Raw genomic sequence first — 20157 nt, forward strand, 5'->3', positions numbered from 1 at the left:
GATCACGCGACCGGGGCGAACAGGTCGGTGCGGGGGCGGGTCGGCACGGCGCCGTAGGCGATGGTGCGCAGGACCTTGCCGAAGATCGGGGTGTGCGGCAGCACCTTGGCCAGCACCGGCCGCAGCGCGTTGATGACCTTGCCGTCGGAGAGCATCGCCCTGCTCTGCCTGGCCTGCAAGGAGAAGACCGACTCCACGGCTCGCTGCCTGCGCTGCGCGAACTCGGCGAGCGCGCCGGCGCTGCTGGTGTCGGCCCGCAGCGCCTCGACCAGCGCCGGGTGCAGTTCCACGGCGTCGGCGATGGCCAGGTTGACGCCCTGCGCGCCGATCGGGCTGTGCGTGTGCGCGCAGTCGCCGATCAGCACGAGGCCGTCGCGGACCCACTCGCTCGCCCTGCCCGAGAAGACGTCCAGCAGGGTGAGGTCACCGAGCTTGTGCACCTGGTCGGTGATCTCGCCCGCGAACTGCGGAACCGCCTTGCACAGCAAGGACTTCACGTGGTCGATGCCCTGCTGGGACAGCTCACGGTAGCGCCCGTGCGGCACGAGCAGGCCGACCTGCACCTGGTCCGGGTACGAGTCGTGGATCAGCGACACGTGCTCACCGTTGCGGTGGATCTGGACCACCTCGGACCGGAAGCCGGGGACCTTCAGCTTGAGCCAGGCGATGTCGTGCTGGAAGGTGTCGACCCGCCTGTAGTCGATACCCGCCAGCTGGCGGGTCTTGGAGTACCGGCCGTCGGCGGCCACCACCCAGCGCGCACGTACCTCGCGCTCGGACTCACCGGTGCCGCAGCGAATGCCGACCACGCGGCCGTCCTGGCTCAGCACCTGGTTGGCGGAACTGCCGTCCAGCTGGCGGAAACCGGGTGTCGCGGCGCACGCCTCGTGCAGGGACTCCAGGACGTGCCGCTGCGGGACGCTCAACAGGTGGTTGTGCGGGGCGGGCAGCCTGCGGTAGTCGATGTCCAGCAGCACCTTGTCCGGGGTGGCGAGCTGGAAGCTGCGCATCGGGTAGGCGCCACGGGCCAGCACCGCGTCGAGCACGCCGATCTCGGCGAGGGCGAGCTGCGCGCTGGGCTGGAGGATCTCGCCCCGGTACTCGCGGTCGAAGGAGCGCATCCGCTCGGCGAGGACCACGTCCACCCCGGAACGGGCCAGCAGCAGCGCGAGGGTCAGCCCGGCAGGCCCGCCACCGACGACGCACACGTCGGTCTGGATGACCTCCACGACTGCCTCCTGGGTGCTCGGCGCTGACTTGCCGCTCACTGTGCCCAGCGCGCGTGGTGGTCCGCTGAACTCCCGGTGATTGCGCGGGACCGGTTCGCTTCACCGCTCCTTCAGTTGTCCACCAGCCGCAGTGCCCAGCCTGTTGGGCGATCAGAGTGGTGAGGAGATGAGCATCGTGACGTCCACGACAACGAGCACACCGGTCAGCGCGGAGGTCTACGAGCAGGTGCGCTGCTTCTACTCCCGTCAGATGCAGCTCATCGACTCCGGGCGGGTGCAGGACTGGGTCGAGACCTTCGTCGAGGACGCCGTGATCGCCAACAACGCCAACCCGGAACCCGCGCGCGGCCGGGAGATCATCACCAGGGTCGCGCACCGGATCGTCAACGAGGCCAGGGAGAACGGGGTGCTGCACCGGCACTGGCTGGGCATGCTCACCGTGGACCGGCTTGGCCCCGACTCGCTGGCGACCCGCTTCTACGCCTTCGTCGTGGAGACCGCGAAGGGCGGTCAGCCGGAGTTCTACCGCAGCACCATCGGCCGTGACGTGCTCGTACGGCACGGGTCCGGCTGGCAGGTCCGTGAGCGCTACGTCACCCATGACGGCAGCTGAGCCGAGAGGAACACTGATGAGTACCGTCTCCACCGAGCTGTACCAGGAGATCCAGCACTTCTACGCCCGCCAGATGCAGCAGCTGGACGCGGGCGAGGCCGAGGCGTGGGCCGCCACCTTCACCGAGGACGGCGTGTTCGAGGCCAACGCGCACCCGGAGCCCTCCATGGGCCGCGCCGTGATCTCAGCGGCGGTCCGCCAGGCGCACGCCAAGCTGACCGAGGCCCAGGAGGTGCGCAGGCACTGGCTGGGCATGCTCACCATCGACCGCGGTGAGGACGACACCCTGTTCGTGCGCAGCTACGCCCTGATCGTGGCCACCAAGAAGGGCGGCACCCCAAGCATCGCGTTCAGCACCCTGTGCGAGGACACCCTCGTACAGGACGGCGGCTCCTGGCTGGTCAAGTACCGCAAGGTCACCCGCGACGACCTCTGAGTCCTGTCGCGTGCCGCTTGAGACGCTTCGCGTCTCAAGCGGCACGCGACGTTTTGGGGTCAGGCGGCGGCGACGAGCTTGCCGTTGACCAGGTCGAGGAACTCGCGCGGGGTCTTGGCCTCCACCACGACGTCGTCGTCGAGGGTGATGCCGTAGCGGCGCTGGGTCTGGCCCGCGGTCTCCAGCATGGCCAGCGAGTCGTAGCCCAGCTCCTCGAAGCTCACGTCGAGGATGTCGCCGTCCAGGTCGGCGGTGTCGGAGTCGCCTGCGCACTCGCGGATGATGGCCACCAGGTCGGTACAGGTCATCTCGGACATTTTGCGGTACTCCTCAAGGGTCTAGTGCTGATCAGGGCTTGTCGGGCGCGCGCAGCACGACGGCGGAGTTGTAGCCGCCGTAGCCGCGGGCGAGCACCACAGCGGTGCGCAGGTCGGCGCGGCGCGGTTGGCCGGTGACCAGGTCGATGTCGATGCCCGGCGCCAGTTCGGACACGTTGGGCGTGGGCGGGATCAGTCCGTCGCGCAGGGCGAGCAGGGCGGTGGCCAGGTCCAGTGCGGCCCCACCGGAGTAGAGCCGGCCGGTGGCGGTCTTCGGCGCGGTGACCGGGACCCCGTTGGCACCGAACACCGCGCTGATCGCCTCGGCCTCGGCCAGGTCCAGTTCGGGCACACCGGCCCCGTCGGCGAACACGACGTCCACATCGGACGGTTGACAGCCCGCGTCGTCGAGGGCGTTCTCGATGGCACGGCGCAGCGCCGAGGGCCGTCCCGAGTCGGGCGGCGGGTCGAACGTGGCGCTGTAGCCGGCGAAGGTGCCGTAGTCACGGGCAACTCCGCGCGCCGCCGCGGACTCGGGGTCCTCGACGACCAGGATCGCACCGCCCTCACCGGGTACGAACCCGTTGGCGGCGCTGTCGAAGGGCAGGTAGGCCCGCTCGGGGTCGGTGGAGGTGCTCAGCCGCCCGCAGGCGATCTGCGCCACCCAGCCCCACGGGCACAGCGCGCTGTCCACCCCGCCGGTGAGCATCAGGCCCGCGCCGTCGCGTAACCTCCTGCGCGCCATGGCAAAGGCGTCCAGGCCACCCGCCTGCTCGGTGACCACCACGCCGCCCGCGCCGCGCAGGCCGTGCCGGATGGAGATCTGACCGGTGTTGACGGCGTAGAACCAGGCGAAGGACTGGTAGGCGCTGACGTGCTCGCTTCCCTTGCTCCACAGGGCTTCCAGTTCGCGGTGGCCGAACTCGAAGCCACCGGAGGTGCTGGCGGTGACCACGCCGGCGGAGAACTCGGGCAGCTCCTCGGCCTTGGCCCCGGCATCGGCCAGCGCCCAGTCGGCCGCCACGAGCGCGAGCCGGGTCATGTGGTCGGTCTGCGGCAGCAGGCGGCTCGCCAGGTGTTCGCGGGCCTCGAACCCGTCGATCTCCCCCGCCAGCACCACCGGGTACTGCTCGGTCTCGAACCGGCTCACCGGACCGATTCCCTTGGCACCGTTGCGGGTCGCGGCCCAGTACTGCTCGGTGCCCAGCCCGGTCGGGGCCAGCACACCGATGCCGGTCACGATCGGCTTGTTCATGCTGTTCTCCTGTCCAGCACCATGGCGCTCTGGAACCCACCGAAGCCGCTGCCCACGGTGAGCACCACGTCCGCCTTCTTCTCGCGGGCGACCCTGGGGATGTAGTCCAGGTCGCACTCGGGGTCGGGCTCGTGCAGGTTCGCCGTGGGCGGCAACAGGTCCTCCCGCATCGCCAGCAGGCAGGCCGCGATCTCCACCGAGCCGATCGCGCCCAGCGAGTGGCCGATCATCGACTTGATCGAGCTCATCGGGGTGCGGTACGCGTGCTCACCGAGGCTGAGCTTGACCGCGGCCGTCTCGTGCCGGTCGTTCTGCTTGGTGCCCGAGCCGTGCGCGTTGACGTAGTCCACCTCGGTCGGGTTGATCCGCCCCTGGTCCAGCGCGACCCGGATCGCCTCGGCCATCTCCTTGCCGTCCGGACGCAGCCCGGTCATGTGGAAGGCGTTGCAGCGCGTGGCGAAGCCGGAGATCTCCGCGTAGATCCGGGCGCCCCGGCGACGCGCGTGCCCGAGCTCCTCGAGCACGAACACGGCCGAGGCCTCGGCGAGCACAAAACCGTTGCGGCTGCGGTCGAACGGCCGCGAGGCGGTCTCGGCCTCGTCGTTGCGCGGGGTGGTCGCCTTGATCGCGTCGAAGCAGGCCACGGTGATCGGCGAGATGGGTGCGTCCGTGGCGCCCGCGATCACCACGTCGGCCAGCCCGTCGGTGATCACGTCCCGGCCGTGGCCCACCGCGTCCAGCCCAGAGGTGCAGCCGGTGGAGATCAGCGCCACCGGCCCCTCCGCGCCCACGTCCCAGGCCACCTCCGAGGAGATCGAGCTGGGCACGAAGTAGTCGAACAGCTGCGGCACGGCGTAGTCGTTGTCCACCTGCCACTTGCGACCGCTGTCGCTGACCACCGAGTACTCCGCCTCCAGCCCGGTGGTGCAGCCGACGGCGCTGCCGATGGACACACCGGTGCGGCGCGGGTCCAGGTCGGTGGTGGACAGCCCGCTGTCGGTCAGCGCCTCGCGGGCGCAGACCACGGCGAACTGGGCGGCCCGGTCCATCCGCCTTGCCTGGCGCGGGGTCAGGCCCTGGTGCACCGGGTCGAACTCGCACTCGGCGGCCACCTGGGACCGGAACGGGCTCGGGTCGAAGAAGCTGATGCGCCGGGTCGCGGTGCGGCCCGAGGAGATCAGGTCCCAGAAGGCTTCGCGCCCGGTGCCACCCGGCGCCACGACACCGATGCCGGTGACCACCACACGTCTGCCTGTGTCCACAACAGCACCCTCCAGATGCGCCCAGCCTGGGGAAGATCGCTATCCGGTGAGGGAGCGGCCGGCTGGGCCGTGATCGACGACAGCCTCGTCACTGTCGTCGACCAAGCTCGCACGTGCCTGTGAGGACGGGCTGAAACCGCTCTGAAGGACCGGTTCGGACTGGCACCCCCGCGCGGGCCGCAGCACCTCGGCGGCGATCAGCCGCAGCGGCTTGGTGATGCGGTAGCGGGTGGTGCTGCCGTAGACCAGGTCCATGACCTCCTCCAACAGGTAGGAGTCGGCCAACGCCTCCAGCAGTTCTTCAGCGTCCATCGTGTCGGTCGCCAGCAGTTCGGCGAGCACCCGCTCGTCCACGAAGTCCTCGTCCTGCGCGGCGACCGCCAGGAACGCGGCCCGCTGTTGGGCGGTCAGCGTCCAGTAGTTGCCGACCAGGGTGTCGCGCAGGGTCGCCCCGCCGGTCCGGACCCGCAGCAGCACACCGGGATCGGCCGCGAGGCGGTACCGCATGCGGGCCAGGGTCCACCGCCTGCGGTAGGCCAGCCGCCCACCGATGGCGCTGATCACCAGCGGCAGCCGCAGGCACAGCCCGACCAGTTCGGCGGCGTGCTCCCGCTCCTCGCGCACCCGTGCCTCACCGAGGACGGCCTGCAACAGCTGCACGCCCTCGGAGATCGACAGCGGGGCGAGCTCGATGGCCGACACGGCACCGGGGCAGTGCAGCCTGCGGCGGCTGGTCACCAGCATGGCGCTGCCCGGCCCGCTGGGCCGGATCCCGTCGAGCTGGCCGATGGACATCACGTCGTCGGCCACCACCAGCACCCGCCGTTCCGCGCTCCAGCTCCGGAACGAGTAGGCGATCTCGGCTGCGGTCACCTGCCCGGGGCGCAGCGGGACACCGGCCGAGCGCAGGGCGCCGGCGAGCACCTCGTGCAGGGACTCGGCCCCGTCGTTGACCGGCCGCAGGTCCACGAAGACCTGACCGTCCGGAAAGGACCGTCGCACGTGGTGCGCCGCGGTGACCACCAGCGTGGACTTGCCGACCCCGGGCGGGCCGGTGACCTCGGCCATGCGCAGGCCGTGCCGGTCGTCGGTGGCCGCGGCGCCGATCAGCTCGGTGAGCAGTGCCAGCTCGTTGTGCCTGCCGACGAAGTGGAACGTGGCGGGCGGGATCTGCGCGATCGTGCCCTCGGGCGCGGGCAGTGGCAGCCGGGTCACCGGGGCGATGGGGCGCGCCTGCGGGGCCGGTTCGGGTTCGGGCTCGGGCTGCGCGGGCACCGCGGCGATGCGCACCGTCGAGGCGGGCAGCACCAGTGCGGGGTCGTCGGTCAGCACGGACTGGTGCAGTGCGTTGAGGGTGAGCGAGGGCTCCAGCCCCAGCTGTGCGACGAACTCCGAGCGCAGCCGCTGGAAGACCTCCAGCGCCTCGACCCGCCGCCCGCAGCGGTACAGGGCGGTCATCAGCTTGGCGGAGAAGCCCTCGTGCGTGGGCTGCGCCTTGACCACCCCGGCCAGTTCGTCCACCACCCTGCGGTGGCGGCCCAGCGCGAGGTCGGCCTCGAAGCGCAGCTCCAGCGCGCTCTTGCGGCTCTCCTCCAGGTGCGTGGCCCGCGCGGAGAGCACCGGCCCGGTGGTGATGCCACCGAAGGCGGGACCGCGCCACTGCCCCAGCGCGTCGCGCAGCAGCTGCGCGGCCTCCTCGGTGCGACCGCCGTCCAGCGCGCGCCGCCCGCGCTCCAGCAGGGTCTCGAAGGTCTGCACGTCGACCACGGAATCCTTGGACAGCCGGAACTCGTAGCCCTGCGAACGGGTCAGCAGGGTGACTCCGTTCGGCAGCGTGTCCTCGACCGGGCCGTAGGCGCCCGCGAGCAACTTGCGCAGTTGGTAGACGTAGGTCTGCAAGGTGGTCGACGGGCTGCCGGGCGGGTTGTGCTCCCACAGCTCCTCGACGAGTTGGTCCAGGTGGACCACCGAATCGGCGCTGAGCGCCAGCAACGCCAACACCGTGCGCAACTTCGGCGCCGAGGGCGTGACGGGCCTGTCCCCCAGCCGGACCTCGAACGAGCCGAGCAAGCCGACGAACACCGCAGAGCCCCCTTCATCCGCATTTGGACACGCGGGGCGACCGCTCGTGATCACAGAACGATTTCGCGATGCGCCCTGACGTTCCCCCAGGCGCCGACAATAGCAAGCGCTCAGCGTTTTCGTAACGCTCCGAGCGGCGCATTCAACCGGCAACGGTCCGTGATCGAGCACCCGCTTAACCGATACACGACTACCGTCCGACACCTCGGGAACAGGCACAACTACCCACAGTCGCCCAATCTCAAGGGAATGTAAGAAACTCGACTAGTCACGGGGTAATGTCTTGCGAAGTGACGTGAGACGCATAACCGCTATGCGGTTGACGATCGATTGCACGAAAGTGCACAACCAGCATGTACGCCAATCACCGACAACCAAAAACGGACAAAGCGTAACCAATCGGGACCGTTCTCGGATTCAAGTGACACGCGGGCAGGAATGCACCTCAAACGTGCAGGGCGGTCAGCGCCCGCCCGCGACGGTCAGCACCTGTCCGGTGATGTTGCCGTTGGCCGCCGACCCGAGCCACACGATGGCGCCCGCGACCTCCTCCGGGGTGGCCAGCCGGCCGGTCGGCGTGCGCTGCGCCTCCTGCTTCAGCACCGGAGCGGGTACCTGCGCGGCCACCGACTCGGTGGGCACCATGCCCGGACACACCACGTTGACCAGCACACCGTCCCGGCCGACGTCCCAGCTCAGGCTGCTGGCGAAGCCGTGCAGGCCCGCCTTGGCCGCCCCGTAGACCTCCCGGCCCGGCTTGCCGCCGTCGACCACGCGCGAGGACACCAGCACGACGCGCCCCCAGCCGCGCTGGCGCATCCACGGCAGCACGAGCTGGGTGGTGCGCAGGGTGGCGGTCAGGTTGTCCTGCAGGAATGACGCGTATTCCGCGGGTGCGAGTGTTTCAAATGGACTGCCGGGGGCCCGGCGCGCTCCGGGCCGCACCGCACTGGTGACCAGCACGTCCACCCCGCCGCAGCGTTGTGAGACCTGCTCGACCGCGGATTCCGGTTCTTCCAGCAGATAGCGGACGGGGAAGGCGGTGGGGCCCAGCTCCTTCACGAGCAGCTCGGCCCCGGCCAGGTTGTCCCGGTAGGCCACGGCCACGGTCGCGCCCTCGGCCGCGAAAACGCGAGCGGTGCTCCCCCCGATTCCGCCGCTCGCCCCGGTGACCAGAACGACCTTGCCCGCCAGCCCGTAGTCCATCATTTCTCCAGGTAAGGAATTGTGAAGTCGCCGGATCCACTCGCCGATACGTACCCGTCCGGACGGACCAGAATCCACGAATCCGGTTCCGCCGAATGGTCCAGGTGAACGCGGCCGTCCGGATCAGAAAGTGGGTTCACCAGATCGTCGGCGCCATTTCCGCGGTGCACCGAGCGCACGGACAGCCAGGCTGCGTGCTCCTTGTCCAGCAGCCGCGCCCGCTCGGTGGCCGCCTCGCCCGGCGAGAACAGCAACAGGCTCCACCGGGTGTCGCGGACCTCCTCCACCAGGGCCGCCCAGCCCGGGCTGAGCGCACCCGAGGCGTCCACCTTGAGCAGCCGCTCACCGGGACCGGTCCGCGTCAACGGACTGTCCTGATAGGACAGTCCAAGTGCGGACATGCCGCCCATGATCTTGCGCTCGATCTTGTTGCGCAACGGGTTCAGCGTACGCAGCACGGCGAGTCCGATGGGCAGCCCGATCGCCGCGGCCGTGCTCTTCAGCTGTACCAGGCTGGTTGCCTTCTTGGTGGACCCGAGCAGCGCCTTGCCCACTGGCACGCGCTCCGCGGAGTAGCTGTCCAGCAAGGAGTCCGGCGCGTGCCCCCGCACGACGTCGGCCAGCTTCCACGCCAGGTTGTAGCCGTCCTGCACGCCGGTGTTCAGGCCCTGCCCGGAGGCTGGGCTGTGCACGTGCGCGGCGTCCCCGGCCACGAAGCACCGGCCACGGCGCATCCGCGGGATCATGCGCTGCTGGATGGTGAACACCGACACCCAGGTCGGCGGGTGCACCACGAGCTCGCTGGCGGTACCGGCCGCGATCTTGGCCTGGAACCGGGCGGCCACCGCGGTGTCGTCCCCGTCGTAGCTGGCCTCGGCGGTGTCCAGCAGCCGCCACTTTCCCTTGTCCGGGAAGGGAACCAGCATCACCGTGCCGGTGGGCGTGCGCACCCAGTGGATGCTGGTCTGCGGCAGCTCGGTGTCCACCTGCGCGTCGGCGATCAGCCAGGTCTCCGAGGAGTCGCCGATCAGCGGCAGCCCGAGTCCTTTTCGGACGGTGCTGTGCCCGCCGTCGGTGCCGACCAGCCAGGGCACGTCCAGTTCCTCGGTGCTGCCGTCGGCGTGCCGCAGCACGGCGTGCACGTGGTCCCCGCGCTCCTGGAAGGACTCCAGCCGGGTGGACCACTCCACCCGCACGCCGAGCCGGGCCGACGCCGTGCGCAGCACCTCCTCGGTGATCACCTGGTCGATCATCAGCGTGAACGGGAACCGGGTGGGCAGGTGCGAGTAGTCGGCACCCAGCCGGGCCTCGTGCCGCCCGCTGTGCAGGGTGAACCGGGTGACCTGCCGGCCACGCGGCAGCAGGTCCGCCAGCACGCCCATCTGGTCGTAGGTCTCCAGCGAACGCGGGTGCGTGGCCAGCGCACGGCTGGTCACCGCGGGCCCGGCTGCGGCGTCCACCACGCGCACCCGCACGCCTCGGCGGGCCAGCTCGTGCGTGACGACCAGGCCGACCGGCCCCGCGCCGACCAGCAACACCTCGGGTGAGGTCATCGCGTGGCCACCAGCACGGTGTCGTTGCCCTTGGCCAGCTTCTTGGCGTACCGGAAGGTGAACCCGGCCTTCTCCACCCAGGTCCGGCCCTCGGCCACGGTGTACTCCCCGCCGCCCTCCGTGATCAGCGCGACGTTCAGGCTGCCGATCAGGCTGCGCAGGTCGGGCGCGTCCTCGTCGAGCATCTGGTCGTAGACCACCACCGCACCGCCCGGCCGGATCGCCGCGTGCGCGCGCTCCAGCAGTTCCAGGTTGCGCGTGGCGTCCCAGTCGTGCAGCACGTGGCCGAACACCACGACATCGGTCTCCGGCAACGGGGTGGTGAAGAAGTCCCCGCCGTGGAAGGAAACCCGGTCGGTCACGCCGAACTCGGCCATCAGCTCGTCGAAAAACGGCTCGATCGCGGGCAGCTCGAACACGCCGCCGCGCAGGTGCGCGTGCGCCTGCACCAACCGGCCCGCCACGTTGCCGCGCGCGCCGCCCACGTCCACGAAGTCCTGGTAGGACGACCAGTCCACGGCCTCCGCCAGCTGCGGGGCGACCACGGCGTTGTTGGCGTCCATGTGCACGAGGAAGTTCTTGGCGGCCACCGGGTCCTGGTAGAGCCGCTCGAATGCGCCGTGCCCGCCCTGCGCCGCCTTGGGCTCGCCGTCCCGCAGCGCCTCGGCCAGCTTGCCCCACATCTGGTAGTGCCGCTGGCTGGCGGTCTTGATCCGCCCGCCGAGGTAGACCGGCCCACCGGGCACCAGCACCTCCTGTGCCGCGGCGGAGTTGCGGTACTGCTCGCCCTCGCGCTCCAGCAGGTCCAGCGCCACCAGCGCGTTGAGGAAGTCGCGCACCAGGCGCGGGTGCAGCCCCAGCTGCTCGCGGATCTCCCCCGCGCTGGCCGGTCCCTTCGCCAGCAGTTCGAACAGCCCGATCTCCACGGCGCTGTGCAGGATCTTCGACTGCGCGTAGGCCGTGCTCAGGCGCCCGATCGCCGCCGCGTCGGTCGGTTGCCGGCCGGTGTTGCCCATCTGGCGCCCCTCACCTCGTACTGGTCCTTGGCACGACTGTGCTCACCAGTGCTGAAAGGGAACTGATGGAGCGGTGAATCCCGTGGTCGGGGACCAGATTCACCCCCGCGGCACCCCCAGAGCGCCGCGGGGTGGGGCGCCGCGCCGGGGTGAGGGGTGAGGCGCGGCGCCCCGGAGGGGTGGCCAGGTGGTCTCGTGCGGCCCCACGGGGGAGCCCCGCGTGTCGGCGCTCCGTGGGCGGTGTGTCGGCGCTTCCGGCGTGGTGTGTTGGCACTTCGCGGGCGGCTTCCCGGCTCGTGGGAATCCGTACCGGAAGCGGCAACACGCCGTACCGCAAGCGCCGACACGCGTCACCGGAAGCGCCGACACGCGCGGGGGTTCCCGGGGTGGGGCGCCCGCTCGGCGGGATTCGCGCGCCCTTGGCCGGGACTCGCGCTCCGCAGAGCGGGACTCGGGGTCAGAAGAGGGACTTGATGGTGGCGATGGCCTTGTCGTAGGACTCGTCGGCCAGCGGGATGAACTGGGCCAGCTTGGGCATCACCTTGGCCAGGGTCATCTCGCAGTGGATGAACCGGATGTCGTCCAGGCCCACCTGGCCAAGGGCGGCGCGCAGCCACGGCTCCTGGTAGTCGAACCCGGCGCGCGGGGTGCCCGGGGCGTAGGAACCGCCGCGCGAGGTGATGAACGTGACGTCCTTGCCGACCAGCTTGCCCTCACGGCTGTTCGGGTCGAAGGTGCGGCCCGGCAGCACGATGCGGTCCACCCACGCCTTGAGCACGGCGGGCACCATGAAGTTGTACATCGGGGCGCCGATCACGTAGGTGTCGGCGGCCTCCAGCTCGCTGATCAGCTCCTCGGTGACGGCGAAGCTGTCCGCCAGCTCGGGGCTGAGCTGGTCGGCGGGCAGGAAGGCGGTCGCCAGGTCGGGCATGTCCGCGTACGGGATGGGGTTGGCGGCCAGGTCGCGGTAGGTGACCGTGCCGCCGGGGTTGGCGGCCCGCCAGGCGTCGGCGAAGGCGCGGGTCAGCTGGCGGCTGATCGAGCCCTCCTGCCGAGCCGAGGTGTCGATGTGCAGAAGGTGGGCCACGACGGGGACTCCTTTAGGGACGGGTTCTTGCCGGGAGCATCAGTGCGGGTACGAGTGCGAGCAGGCCGATGGCCAGCGCCCACAGGAAGGTCTGGCCGAAGGAGAAGGCCATGTTGTTGCCGGTGGCGTCCAGCCAGCGGTGCAGCACCACGGCGAGCACCGCGGTGGCCAGTGATCCACCGATCCGCTGGCTGATGGCCATCAGGGTGGCCGCGCGCGGCACGGTCTGCTTGGCCACGAACTGGTAGGCGGCGGCCGTGGTCGGCATCAGGCTGGCGCCCAGGCCGAGCCCGCGCAGCACCAGCGCGACCACGAGCTGGACCGAGTCGGGGTGGCTGTCCAGCAGCACGAAGGGCGCCGTGCCGACGACCATGGCCAGCACCCCCAGCGTGACCACGGCGCGCACCCCGAAGCGGTCGGTGAGCCGACCGGTGAACGGGGACACCAGGGCCACGCCAACACCTTGCGGCAGCAGGAAAAGGCCCGCTTCCAGCGCGTTCTTGCCCAGGCCGACCTGGTAGTACAGCGGCAGCACGAACAGGAAGCCGAACAGGCCCGCGCCGAGCAGGAAGGCGCCCAGCCAGGAGACGCTGAACCCCTTGGTGGCGAACAACCTCAGGTCCAGCAGCGGCTTGGCCTCCCGGCCGCGCAGCGCGTGCCAGCAGAACGCGCCGACCAGTGCGAGCCCGGCCACCAGCCACCCGGCGCCGCCCGCGGTGTCGCCGCCCTCACCGATCAGGATCAGGCCGTACACCGAGGCCGCCAGCCCGGGCGAGAGCAGCAGCATGCCCAGCCAGTCCAGCCGCTCGCTGGGCACCGGTTCGCCCGCGGGCAGCTTGAACCAGGCCAGCGCCAGCGCGACCACGCCGATGGGCAGGTTCACGTAGAAGATCCACTGCCAGCCCAGGGTGTCGATCAGGAAACCGGCCAGCACCGGGCCGAACACCGGGGAGAGCATCACCGGCAGGGTCACCAGGCTCATCAGCCGCCCGACCAGCGCCGGTCCGGCCGCACGGGCCAGGATCGTCTGCAACACCGGCATGAGCAGGCCGCCGCCGAGTCCCTGCAACGCGCGGAACGCGATCAGCTCGCCGATGGAGTTCGCCAGCCCGCACAGCGCGGAGCCGATCACGAACACGCTCAGCGACAGCAGCCAGACCTTCTTGGCCCCCAACCGGTCCACGGCCCAGCCGGACAGCGGGATCACCAGCGAGAGCGCGAGCAGGTAGCTGGTGCTCACCCACTGCACCAGCGGCAGCGGGGCGTGCAGGTCGGTGCCCAGCGTGTCCACGCCGACGTTGACCACGGTGGTGTCCAGCGAGGACATCAGCGCGCCCAGCACGACCACGCCCGCGAGCTTGAGCAGGGCGGGATCCAGCTTGCGCGCCGGTGCCGGTGCCGTGGTCATGCCTCCTCCTTTGGACTAGACGGTCTAGTCCAAACGAGAATAGACTAGGTAGTCCAAACTGGGAAGCCCCAGCAGTTGCCCAGCCGCGGAGAGGACACTGATCGCATGTCGGTGCAGACGTTGTCGGCCAAGCGCAGGGCCGTGGTCGAGGCGGCCGCCCAGGTGTTCGTGCGCGAGGGCTACGTCGGGACCAGCGTGGACGTGATCGCGGCCGAGGCGGGCGTCTCCAAGCAGACGATCTACAACTACTACGGGGACAAGGAGAACCTGTTCCTGACCGTCATCGAGACGATGCTCGAACCGGCGGCGGCGCGCTTCCTGGAGATCCTCGACCAGGTGCTTGCCGAGTCCGACGAGCTGGCCGCGGGGCTGACCCGGCTCGGCCGCGAGTGGGTGGAACTGCTCTCGCACCAGGAACTGGCCGCGCTGCGGCGGCTGATCGTCGGCGAGGCGACCCGGTACCCGCAGCTGCTGCGCGCCTGGCAGAACGCGGGGCCCGGGCTGGCCCAGCCCAAGCTCACCGGGCACCTGGCCCGGCTGCACGAGGAGGGCGTCCTGGACGTGCCGGACCCGGCCCGCGCGGCCAGCCAGCTCACCTCGCTGCTCGTCGGCGAGTTGCAGACCCTCTCCCTGTTCGGCGCGGTCCCGCTCACCACGGCGCGGGTCGAGGAGACGGTCTCCGGGGCGGTCGAGGTGTTCCTGCGCGCCTACGCCGTCAAGAACCCTTCATGACCTGCTGAATCCGCAGGTCAGCCACCTTTGACGGGGGCGGCGCCGTGGGCGACGGTGAGTGCATGACAGTCATCGTCGTCGGTGCAGGTCCGGTCGGTCTGATGCTCGCCTGCGAACTCGCCCTCGGCGGGGTGCGCCCCGTGGTGCTGGAACGGCTGGCCAAGCCGACCGGCCAGTCGCGGGCGCTCGGCCTGCACTCGCGCACCGTGGAGGTGCTCGACCAGCGTGGCCTGCTGGACAGGTTCAGCGAGGGCGCCCCGGTCTGGCCGAAGGGCCACTTCGCCGGGATGCGCCTGCTGGAACTGGACCAGCTCGACGGGCGGCACACCTACGCGCTGATGGTGCCGCAGTCGCGCACCGAGGCGGTGCTGGAGGAGCGCGCGGCCGAGCTGGGCGCGGACCTGCGGCGCGGGCACGACCTGACCGGCCTGGTCCAGGACGAGCAGGGCGTGACGGTCACCGTCAGCGGGCCGGACGGGGAGTACGAGCTGCGCGCGGACTACCTGGTCGGCTGCGACGGCGGCAGCAGCAAGGTCCGCAAGCTGGCGGGCATCGGCTTCCCAGGCAACTCCTCCACGCTCAACGCCGTGCTCGGCGACGTGCAGCTGGACCAGACCCCCACCGGCCCGCACCTGAGCCGCTGCGCGGGCGGCGTGTTCGGCACCGTGCCGCTGGGCGGGGACCGGTACCGGATCGTGGCGGCCGAGTTCGTGCCGCCCACCGCGCACCGGGACGACCCGGTGACGCTCAAGGAGCTGCTGGACACCACCAAGCGCGTGACGGGCCTGGACATCGAGGTTGGCGAGACCTACTGGCTGTCCCGGTTCGGCAACGCCACCCGCCAGGCCGACCGGTACCGCGAGGGCCGGGTGTTCCTCGCGGGCGACGCCGCGCACGTGCACTTCCCGGCCGGTGGGCAGGGCCTCAACACGGGCGTGCAGGACGCGGTGAACCTGGGTTGGAAGCTGGCCGCCGCGGTGCGCGGGCAGGCCGGTGACGCCCTGCTGGACACCTACCACTCCGAGCGCTGGCCGGTGGCCAAGCGGGTCTGCCACAACACCCAGGCCCAGCTCGCGCTGATGAACCCGAGCCCGTCGGTGGACCCGCTGCGCGAGCTGTTCGCCGAGATGATGGCCTTCCGCGAGGTCAACAAGTTCCTGTCGGAGATGATCACCGGCCTGGACCTGCGCTACGAGATGCCCGGCGCCCCCGAGCAGCCCGACCCGCTGCTGGGCTCGCGGCTGCCCGACTGGCTGCTGACCGCCGACGGGGAGCGGTTCGGCGCCATGCGGCTGCTGCATCGGGGCACCGGCCTGCTGCTGGACCTGACCGGGGGCGCGCGCCGCGCCGAGTTCGAGTCGGTGCTGGGCGGCCGGGTGGAGGTGTTCAGCGCCGAGGCGGTGGAGCCGGGCCGTCCCGAGGCCGTGCTGGTCCGCCCGGACGGGTACATCGCGTGGGTCGGCGGTGCCCTCGAAGGCCTTGACCTGGCGGCCGGAACGTGGTTCGGAACACAGCGACTCGCCGCGCCGATGAGCTGAACTTGACAGTTCTCGATCGATACAGATCCCTAAATCTAGCTCAATCACCGGTGCATGGCGAGCGTTACACGAGGAAGATCGGTATCGATCCTGTGACGGACCCCTCCTTGTGCGACCTCCTCCGCGTATGAAGCCTCCCGCGCGGAGGACTAGCCTTGCTGCGGAGTGTGTCAATACCAAGAGCGAGATAGATAGAGGCGAGCGCCAGCCGTGTCCAGCAGCAGCCCTGCGTCACAGTTCGGCCCGAACGAGTGGCTGGTCGAGGAGATGTACGACCAGTTCCTCGCGGATCCGTCATCCGTAGACCCGGCGTGGCACGACTTCTTCGCCGATTTCAAGCCGACGCAGCGCACGACCGGCAATGGCAGCGCGAGCACGGCTGGAGCATCGGGCGGGACAGTCACCACGACCGCGCCAGCGCCGGCACCCGCCGCGCCGCCGACCCCGCCGCCGGCAGCCCCGGCGAACGGGACCCCGGCCGCGACGGCGCCGAAGCTGCCCAGCAGCAAGCCGACCCCGGCGGCCGCGGCCACCGCGGCCCCCAAGCCGCCCGCACCGGCCCAGGGCGCGGAGACCAAGCCGCTGCGCGGAGCCGCCGCCGCGATCGCGAAGAACATGGAGCTCTCGCTCACCGTTCCGACCGCGACCAGCGTGCGCGCCGTGCCCGCCAAGCTGCTGGCCGACAACCGCATCGTGATCAACAACCACCTCAAGCGGACCCGTGGCGGCAAGGTCTCCTTCACCCACGTGATCGGCTACGCGGTGGTCCGGGCGCTACAGGCGTACCCGAACATGAACCGCTCCTACTCGCTGGTGGACGGCAAGCCCGTCCTCGTCACCCCGGAGCACGTCAACCTGGGCCTGGCCATCGACCTGCCGGGCAAGGACGGCCAGCGCACGCTGGTGGTTGCCTCCATCAAGGGCTGCGAGACGATGACGTTCTCGCAGTTCTGGGGCGCCTACGAGGACCTGATCCGCAAGGCCCGCGGTGGCGGCCTGACCGCGGACGACTTCGCGGGCAGCACCATCTCGCTGACCAACCCCGGCACCATCGGCACCAACCACTCGGTGCCCCGGCTGACCGCGGGCCAGGGCACGATCGTGGGCGTCGGCGCCATGGAGTACCCGGCGCACTTCCAGGGCACCAGCGAGAAGGCCCTGGTCGAGATGGGCGTCAGCAAGATCATGACGCTGACCTCCACCTACGACCACCGCATCATCCAGGGCGCCGAGTCCGGTGAGTTCCTGCGCAAGGTGCACCAGCTGCTGCTGGGCGAGGACGGGTTCTACGACGACATCTTCACCTCGCTGCGGCTGCCCTACGAGCCCATCCGCTGGGTCGAGGACATCCCCGAGGGCTCGGTCGACAAGACCGCGCGGGTCATCGAGCTGATCGACGCCTTCCGCGCCCGCGGCCACCTGATGGCCGACACCGACCCGCTGAACTACCGCCAGCGCCGCCACGAGGACCTGGACGTGCTCTCGCACGGCCTGACCCTGTGGGACCTGGACCGCGAGTTCCCGGTCGGCGGCTTCGCGGGCCAGGAGAAGATGAAGCTGCGCGACATCCTCGGGGTGCTGCGCAACTCCTACTGCCGCACCGTGGGCGTGGAGTACACGCACATCCTGGAGCCCGCCGAGCGGCGCTGGCTGCAGGAGCGGGTCGAGGTCGTGCACGACAAGCCCGCCGCGACCGTGCAGAAGTACATCCTGTCCAAGCTCAACGCCGCCGAGGCGTTCGAGACCTTCCTGCAGACCAAGTACGTGGGTCAGCGGCGGTTCTCGCTGGAGGGCGGCGAGACGCTGATCCCGCTGCTGGACGCGGTGCTGGACAAGGCCGCCGAGCACGAGCTGGACGAGGTCGTCATCGGCATGCCGCACCGCGGCCGGCTGAACGTGCTGGCCAACATCGTGGGCAAGCCGATCTCGCAGATCTTCCGCGAGTTCGAGGGCAACCTCGACCCCGGCCAGGCGCACGGCTCCGGCGACGTCAAGTACCACCTGGGCGCCGAGGGCAAGTACTTCCGGATGTTCGGCGACGGCGAGACCAAGGTGTCGCTGGCCAGCAACCCGTCCCACCTGGAGGCCGTGGACCCGGTGCTGGAGGGCATCGTCCGGGCCAAGCAGGACCTGCTGGACAAGGGCGGCGAGGGCTTCACCGTGCTGCCCGTGGCCCTGCACGGGGACGCGGCCTTCGCGGGCCAGGGCGTGGTCGCCGAGACGCTGAACCTGGCGCTGCTGCGCGGTTACCGCACCGGCGGCACCGTGCACGTGGTGGTCAACAACCAGGTCGGCTTCACCACCAACCCGGAGCACTCCCGCTCCAGCAAGTACTGCACCGACGTGGCGAAGATGATCGGTGCGCCGGTCTTCCACGTCAACGGGGACGACCCCGAGGCCTGCTACTGGGTGGCCAAGCTGGCCGTGGACTACCGGCAGACGTTCCACAAGGACGTCGTGATCGACATGATCTGCTACCGCCGCCGGGGCCACAACGAGGGCGACGACCCCTCGATGACCCAGCCGGAGATGTACGACATCATCGACGGCAAGCGCAGCGTGCGGAAGACCTACACCGAGTCGCTGATCGGCCGCGGGGACATCTCCGTGGACGAGGCGGAGAAGGCACTGCGCGACTACGCCAGCCAGCTGGAGCACGTGTTCAACGAGGTGCGCGAGCTGGAGAAGCACCCGATCGTGCCCAGCCCCTCGGTGGAGTCCGAGCAGCAGGTCCCGGCCAAGGTGCCCACCGCCATCGCCCGCGAGGTCGTGGAGCGCATCGGTGACGCCCAGGTGCAACTGCCCGAGGGCTTCACCGCCCACCCCAGGGTCAAGCCGGTGCTGGAGCGCCGGGTCACCATGTCCCGCGAGGGCGGCATCGACTGGGGCTTCGGCGAACTGCTGGCCTTCGGCTCGCTGGCGCTGGAGGGCAAGACGATCCGCCTGTCCGGCCAGGACTCGCAGCGCGGCACCTTCGGCCAGCGGCACTCGGTGGTCATCGACCGCAAGACCAGCCAGGAGCACACCCCGCTACAGAACCTGGCGGCGGAGCAGGGCAAGTTCATGGTGTACGACTCGGCGCTGTCCGAGTTCGCCGCCGTGGGCTTCGAGTACGGCTACTCCGTGGCCAACCCGGACGCCCTGGTGCTGTGGGAGGCGCAGTTCGGCGACTTCGTCAACGGCGCCCAGTCGATCATCGACGAGTTCATCTCCTCCGGTGAGGCCAAGTGGGGCCAGCGCGGCAACGTCGTGCTGCTGCTGCCGCACGGCCTGGAGGGCCAGGGCCCCGACCACAGCTCCGGCCGCATCGAGCGGTTCCTCCAGCTGTGCGCCGAGGGCTCGATGACCGTGGCGGTGCCCTCCACCCCGGCCAACTACTTCCACCTGCTGCGCAGGCACGCGCTGGACGGTGTGAAGCGGCCGATGGTGGTGTTCACGCCCAAGTCGATGCTGCGCCTGAAGGCCGCCGCGAGCCCCGTGGAGGACTTCGTCAGCGGCCGGTTCATGTCGGTCATCGACGACCCGACGCAGCCCGCTGCCGAGGGCGTCACCAAGCTGCTGCTGTGCAGCGGCAAGATCTACTACGAACTGGCAGCCGAGAAGGCCAAGCGCGGTGCGGACGACACCGCCATCGTGCGCATCGAGCAGCTCTACCCGCTGCCCGAGAAGAAGCTGGCCGCCGCGCTGGAGCGCTACCCGAACGCCTCCGACATCCGCTGGGTGCAGGAGGAGCCGGCCAACCAGGGTGCGTGGCCGTTCTTCGGGCTGGTCGGGCCGGAGGCCCTGCCGCGCCTGGCGGGCATGCGCCGGGTGTCGCGCCGCCCGATGGCCGCGCCCGCCTCGGGTTCCAGCAAGGTGCACGAGGTCGAGCAGCGCGAGATCATCACCAAGGCGTTCGACTAGGCTGTAGCCGATAGCTGTGTCATGAAGGTGCCCTTCGCGACGGTGAACGTCGCGAAGGGCACCTTCATGACGGGCTCGGGTCACTGACCGCCGGGACCGGGTGCACCGGGGCCCGGCGGTTCGTCTGTCTGCGGAGGAATCACCATGTACTTCACCGACCGGGGCATCGAGGAGCTGGAGGACCGGCGCGGGGACGAGGAGGTCACCCTGGGCTGGCTCGCCGAGAAGCTGCGCGCCTTCGTGGACACCAACCCCGAGTTCGAGACCGCCATCGAGCGCCTCGCCACCTACCTCGCCCGCGACGACTCCTCCGAGGACGACTGAGGCCGACACCCGGCGAGTCCCGGTCTGGGGCACGCGAGTCCCGGCCTCGGGAGCACGAGTCACGGCCAGGGGCCCGCGAGTCCCGCTCAAGGGAGCGCGAGTCCCGGCCTGGAGCACACGAATCCCGCCCAGGAGAGCCCGAGTCCCGCCCTGGAGCACACGAATCCCGCTGAGCCGTGTCCACAGCCAAGGCCCA

At 70.3% G+C, this 20157-nt stretch carries 16 protein-coding genes; 6 read left to right on the plus strand and 10 right to left on the minus strand.

The genetic code is table 11. The features are described from left to right. Positions 1-2: 2 nt before the first annotated feature. Positions 3-1229 (minus strand): FAD-dependent monooxygenase, encoded by a 1227-nt coding sequence (locus KALB_RS38465; protein ID WP_025361003.1) that lies wholly within the window; start codon positions 1227-1229, stop codon positions 3-5. Between the two features lie 166 nt (positions 1230-1395). Here KALB_RS38465 and KALB_RS38470 point away from each other — a divergent pair, with 166 nt between their 5' ends. Together KALB_RS38470 and KALB_RS38475 are read left to right on the plus strand one after the other, a co-directional pair. After that, positions 1396-1842 (plus strand): nuclear transport factor 2 family protein, encoded by a 447-nt coding sequence (locus tag KALB_RS38470; RefSeq protein ID WP_025361004.1) that lies wholly within the window; start codon positions 1396-1398, stop codon positions 1840-1842. A 16-nt stretch (positions 1843-1858) separates the two neighbouring features. After that, positions 1859-2278, plus strand: a complete 420-nt coding sequence (locus KALB_RS38475) for a nuclear transport factor 2 family protein (protein ID WP_030111237.1) — start codon at positions 1859-1861, stop codon at positions 2276-2278. A gap of 59 nt (positions 2279-2337) precedes the next feature. Here the strand turns inward: KALB_RS38475 and KALB_RS38480 are convergent, their stop codons facing one another. The 9 genes from KALB_RS38480 to KALB_RS38520 all read right to left on the minus strand — a co-directional run bounded on the left by KALB_RS38480 (position 2338) and on the right by KALB_RS38520 (position 13464). After that, positions 2338-2586, minus strand: a complete 249-nt coding sequence (locus tag KALB_RS38480) for an acyl carrier protein (protein ID WP_236650109.1) — start codon at positions 2584-2586, stop codon at positions 2338-2340. Positions 2587-2626: 40 nt separating this feature from the next. After that, positions 2627-3850: a ketosynthase chain-length factor gene (locus KALB_RS38485; RefSeq protein ID WP_025361007.1), complete on the minus strand. Its 1224-nt coding sequence runs from the start codon at positions 3848-3850 to the stop codon at positions 2627-2629. Further along, entirely contained in the window at positions 3847-5112 is a 1266-nt protein-coding gene (locus KALB_RS38490; protein WP_030111238.1) for a beta-ketoacyl-[acyl-carrier-protein] synthase family protein, read from the minus strand. Before KALB_RS38490 ends, KALB_RS38485 begins: the two co-directional genes overlap by 4 nt. Before the next feature lie 39 nt (positions 5113-5151). Continuing rightward, positions 5152-7194, minus strand: coding sequence for an AfsR/SARP family transcriptional regulator (locus KALB_RS38495; RefSeq protein WP_025361009.1), 2043 nt, complete (start codon positions 7192-7194; stop codon positions 5152-5154). A gap of 462 nt (positions 7195-7656) precedes the next feature. Further along, complete coding sequence (locus KALB_RS38500) at positions 7657-8400, minus strand: SDR family NAD(P)-dependent oxidoreductase (RefSeq protein ID WP_025361010.1); 744 nt, start codon at positions 8398-8400, stop codon at positions 7657-7659. Further along, the gene (locus tag KALB_RS38505; RefSeq protein WP_025361011.1) at positions 8400-9953 is read right to left on the minus strand and encodes an FAD-dependent monooxygenase; all 1554 of its coding nucleotides are present in this window, start codon (positions 9951-9953) and stop codon (positions 8400-8402) included. Before KALB_RS38505 ends, KALB_RS38500 begins: the two co-directional genes overlap by 1 nt. Then, positions 9950-10969 carry a methyltransferase gene (locus tag KALB_RS38510; protein ID WP_025361012.1) on the minus strand — a complete coding sequence of 340 codons (1020 nt, stop codon included), beginning with the start codon at positions 10967-10969 and terminating at the stop codon, positions 9950-9952. The genes KALB_RS38505 and KALB_RS38510 overlap by 4 nt, the downstream gene beginning before the upstream one ends. A gap of 457 nt (positions 10970-11426) precedes the next feature. Next, positions 11427-12056 carry an FMN-dependent NADH-azoreductase gene (locus tag KALB_RS38515; RefSeq protein WP_030108875.1) on the minus strand — a complete coding sequence of 210 codons (630 nt, stop codon included), beginning with the start codon at positions 12054-12056 and terminating at the stop codon, positions 11427-11429. A 13-nt stretch (positions 12057-12069) separates the two neighbouring features. Next, complete coding sequence (locus tag KALB_RS38520) at positions 12070-13464, minus strand: DHA2 family efflux MFS transporter permease subunit (RefSeq protein ID WP_042221250.1); 1395 nt, start codon at positions 13462-13464, stop codon at positions 12070-12072. A gap of 105 nt (positions 13465-13569) precedes the next feature. Here KALB_RS38520 and KALB_RS38525 point away from each other — a divergent pair, with 105 nt between their 5' ends. The 4 genes from KALB_RS38525 (at position 13570) to KALB_RS38540 (ending at position 19961) form a co-directional block, all read left to right on the plus strand. Continuing rightward, on the plus strand, positions 13570-14196 hold the full coding sequence (locus tag KALB_RS38525; protein WP_025361013.1) for a TetR/AcrR family transcriptional regulator: 627 nt from the start codon (positions 13570-13572) through the stop codon (positions 14194-14196). 62 nt (positions 14197-14258) lie between these two features. Next, positions 14259-15734 (plus strand): FAD-dependent monooxygenase, encoded by a 1476-nt coding sequence (locus KALB_RS38530; RefSeq protein ID WP_030108874.1) that lies wholly within the window; start codon positions 14259-14261, stop codon positions 15732-15734. Positions 15735-15944: 210 nt separating this feature from the next. Then, positions 15945-19637, plus strand: coding sequence for a multifunctional oxoglutarate decarboxylase/oxoglutarate dehydrogenase thiamine pyrophosphate-binding subunit/dihydrolipoyllysine-residue succinyltransferase subunit (locus tag KALB_RS38535; RefSeq protein ID WP_025361015.1), 3693 nt, complete (start codon positions 15945-15947; stop codon positions 19635-19637). A gap of 144 nt (positions 19638-19781) precedes the next feature. Then, the gene (locus KALB_RS38540; protein WP_025361016.1) at positions 19782-19961 is read left to right on the plus strand and encodes a DUF6104 family protein; all 180 of its coding nucleotides are present in this window, start codon (positions 19782-19784) and stop codon (positions 19959-19961) included. Positions 19962-20157 lie beyond the last annotated feature (196 nt).

This window comes from Kutzneria viridogrisea DSM 43870, from assembly GCF_000525635.1.
In the GTDB taxonomy this organism is placed as follows: Bacteria; Actinomycetota; Actinomycetes; order Mycobacteriales; family Pseudonocardiaceae; genus Kutzneria; species Kutzneria viridogrisea.

Bases quoted from the DNA above. Each gene is read 5' to 3' on its own strand.
- KALB_RS38505 (WP_025361011.1), bottom strand. From the start codon at position 9,953: ATGACCTCACCCGAGGTGTTGCTGGTCGGCGCGGGGCCGGTCGGCCTG.
- KALB_RS38485 (WP_025361007.1), bottom strand. From the start codon at position 3,850: ATGAACAAGCCGATCGTGACCGGCATCGGTGTGCTGGCCCCGACCGGG.
- KALB_RS38540 (WP_025361016.1), top strand. From the start codon at position 19,782: ATGTACTTCACCGACCGGGGCATCGAGGAGCTGGAGGACCGGCGCGGG.
- KALB_RS38470 (WP_025361004.1), top strand. From the start codon at position 1,396: ATGAGCATCGTGACGTCCACGACAACGAGCACACCGGTCAGCGCGGAG.
- KALB_RS38475 (WP_030111237.1), top strand. From the start codon at position 1,859: ATGAGTACCGTCTCCACCGAGCTGTACCAGGAGATCCAGCACTTCTAC.
- KALB_RS38510 (WP_025361012.1), bottom strand. From the start codon at position 10,969: ATGGGCAACACCGGCCGGCAACCGACCGACGCGGCGGCGATCGGGCGC.
- KALB_RS38480 (WP_236650109.1), bottom strand. From the start codon at position 2,586: ATGACCTGTACCGACCTGGTGGCCATCATCCGCGAGTGCGCAGGCGAC.
- KALB_RS38530 (WP_030108874.1), top strand. From the start codon at position 14,259: ATGACAGTCATCGTCGTCGGTGCAGGTCCGGTCGGTCTGATGCTCGCC.
- KALB_RS38525 (WP_025361013.1), top strand. From the start codon at position 13,570: ATGTCGGTGCAGACGTTGTCGGCCAAGCGCAGGGCCGTGGTCGAGGCG.
- KALB_RS38520 (WP_042221250.1), bottom strand. From the start codon at position 13,464: ATGACCACGGCACCGGCACCGGCGCGCAAGCTGGATCCCGCCCTGCTC.
- KALB_RS38500 (WP_025361010.1), bottom strand. From the start codon at position 8,400: ATGGACTACGGGCTGGCGGGCAAGGTCGTTCTGGTCACCGGGGCGAGC.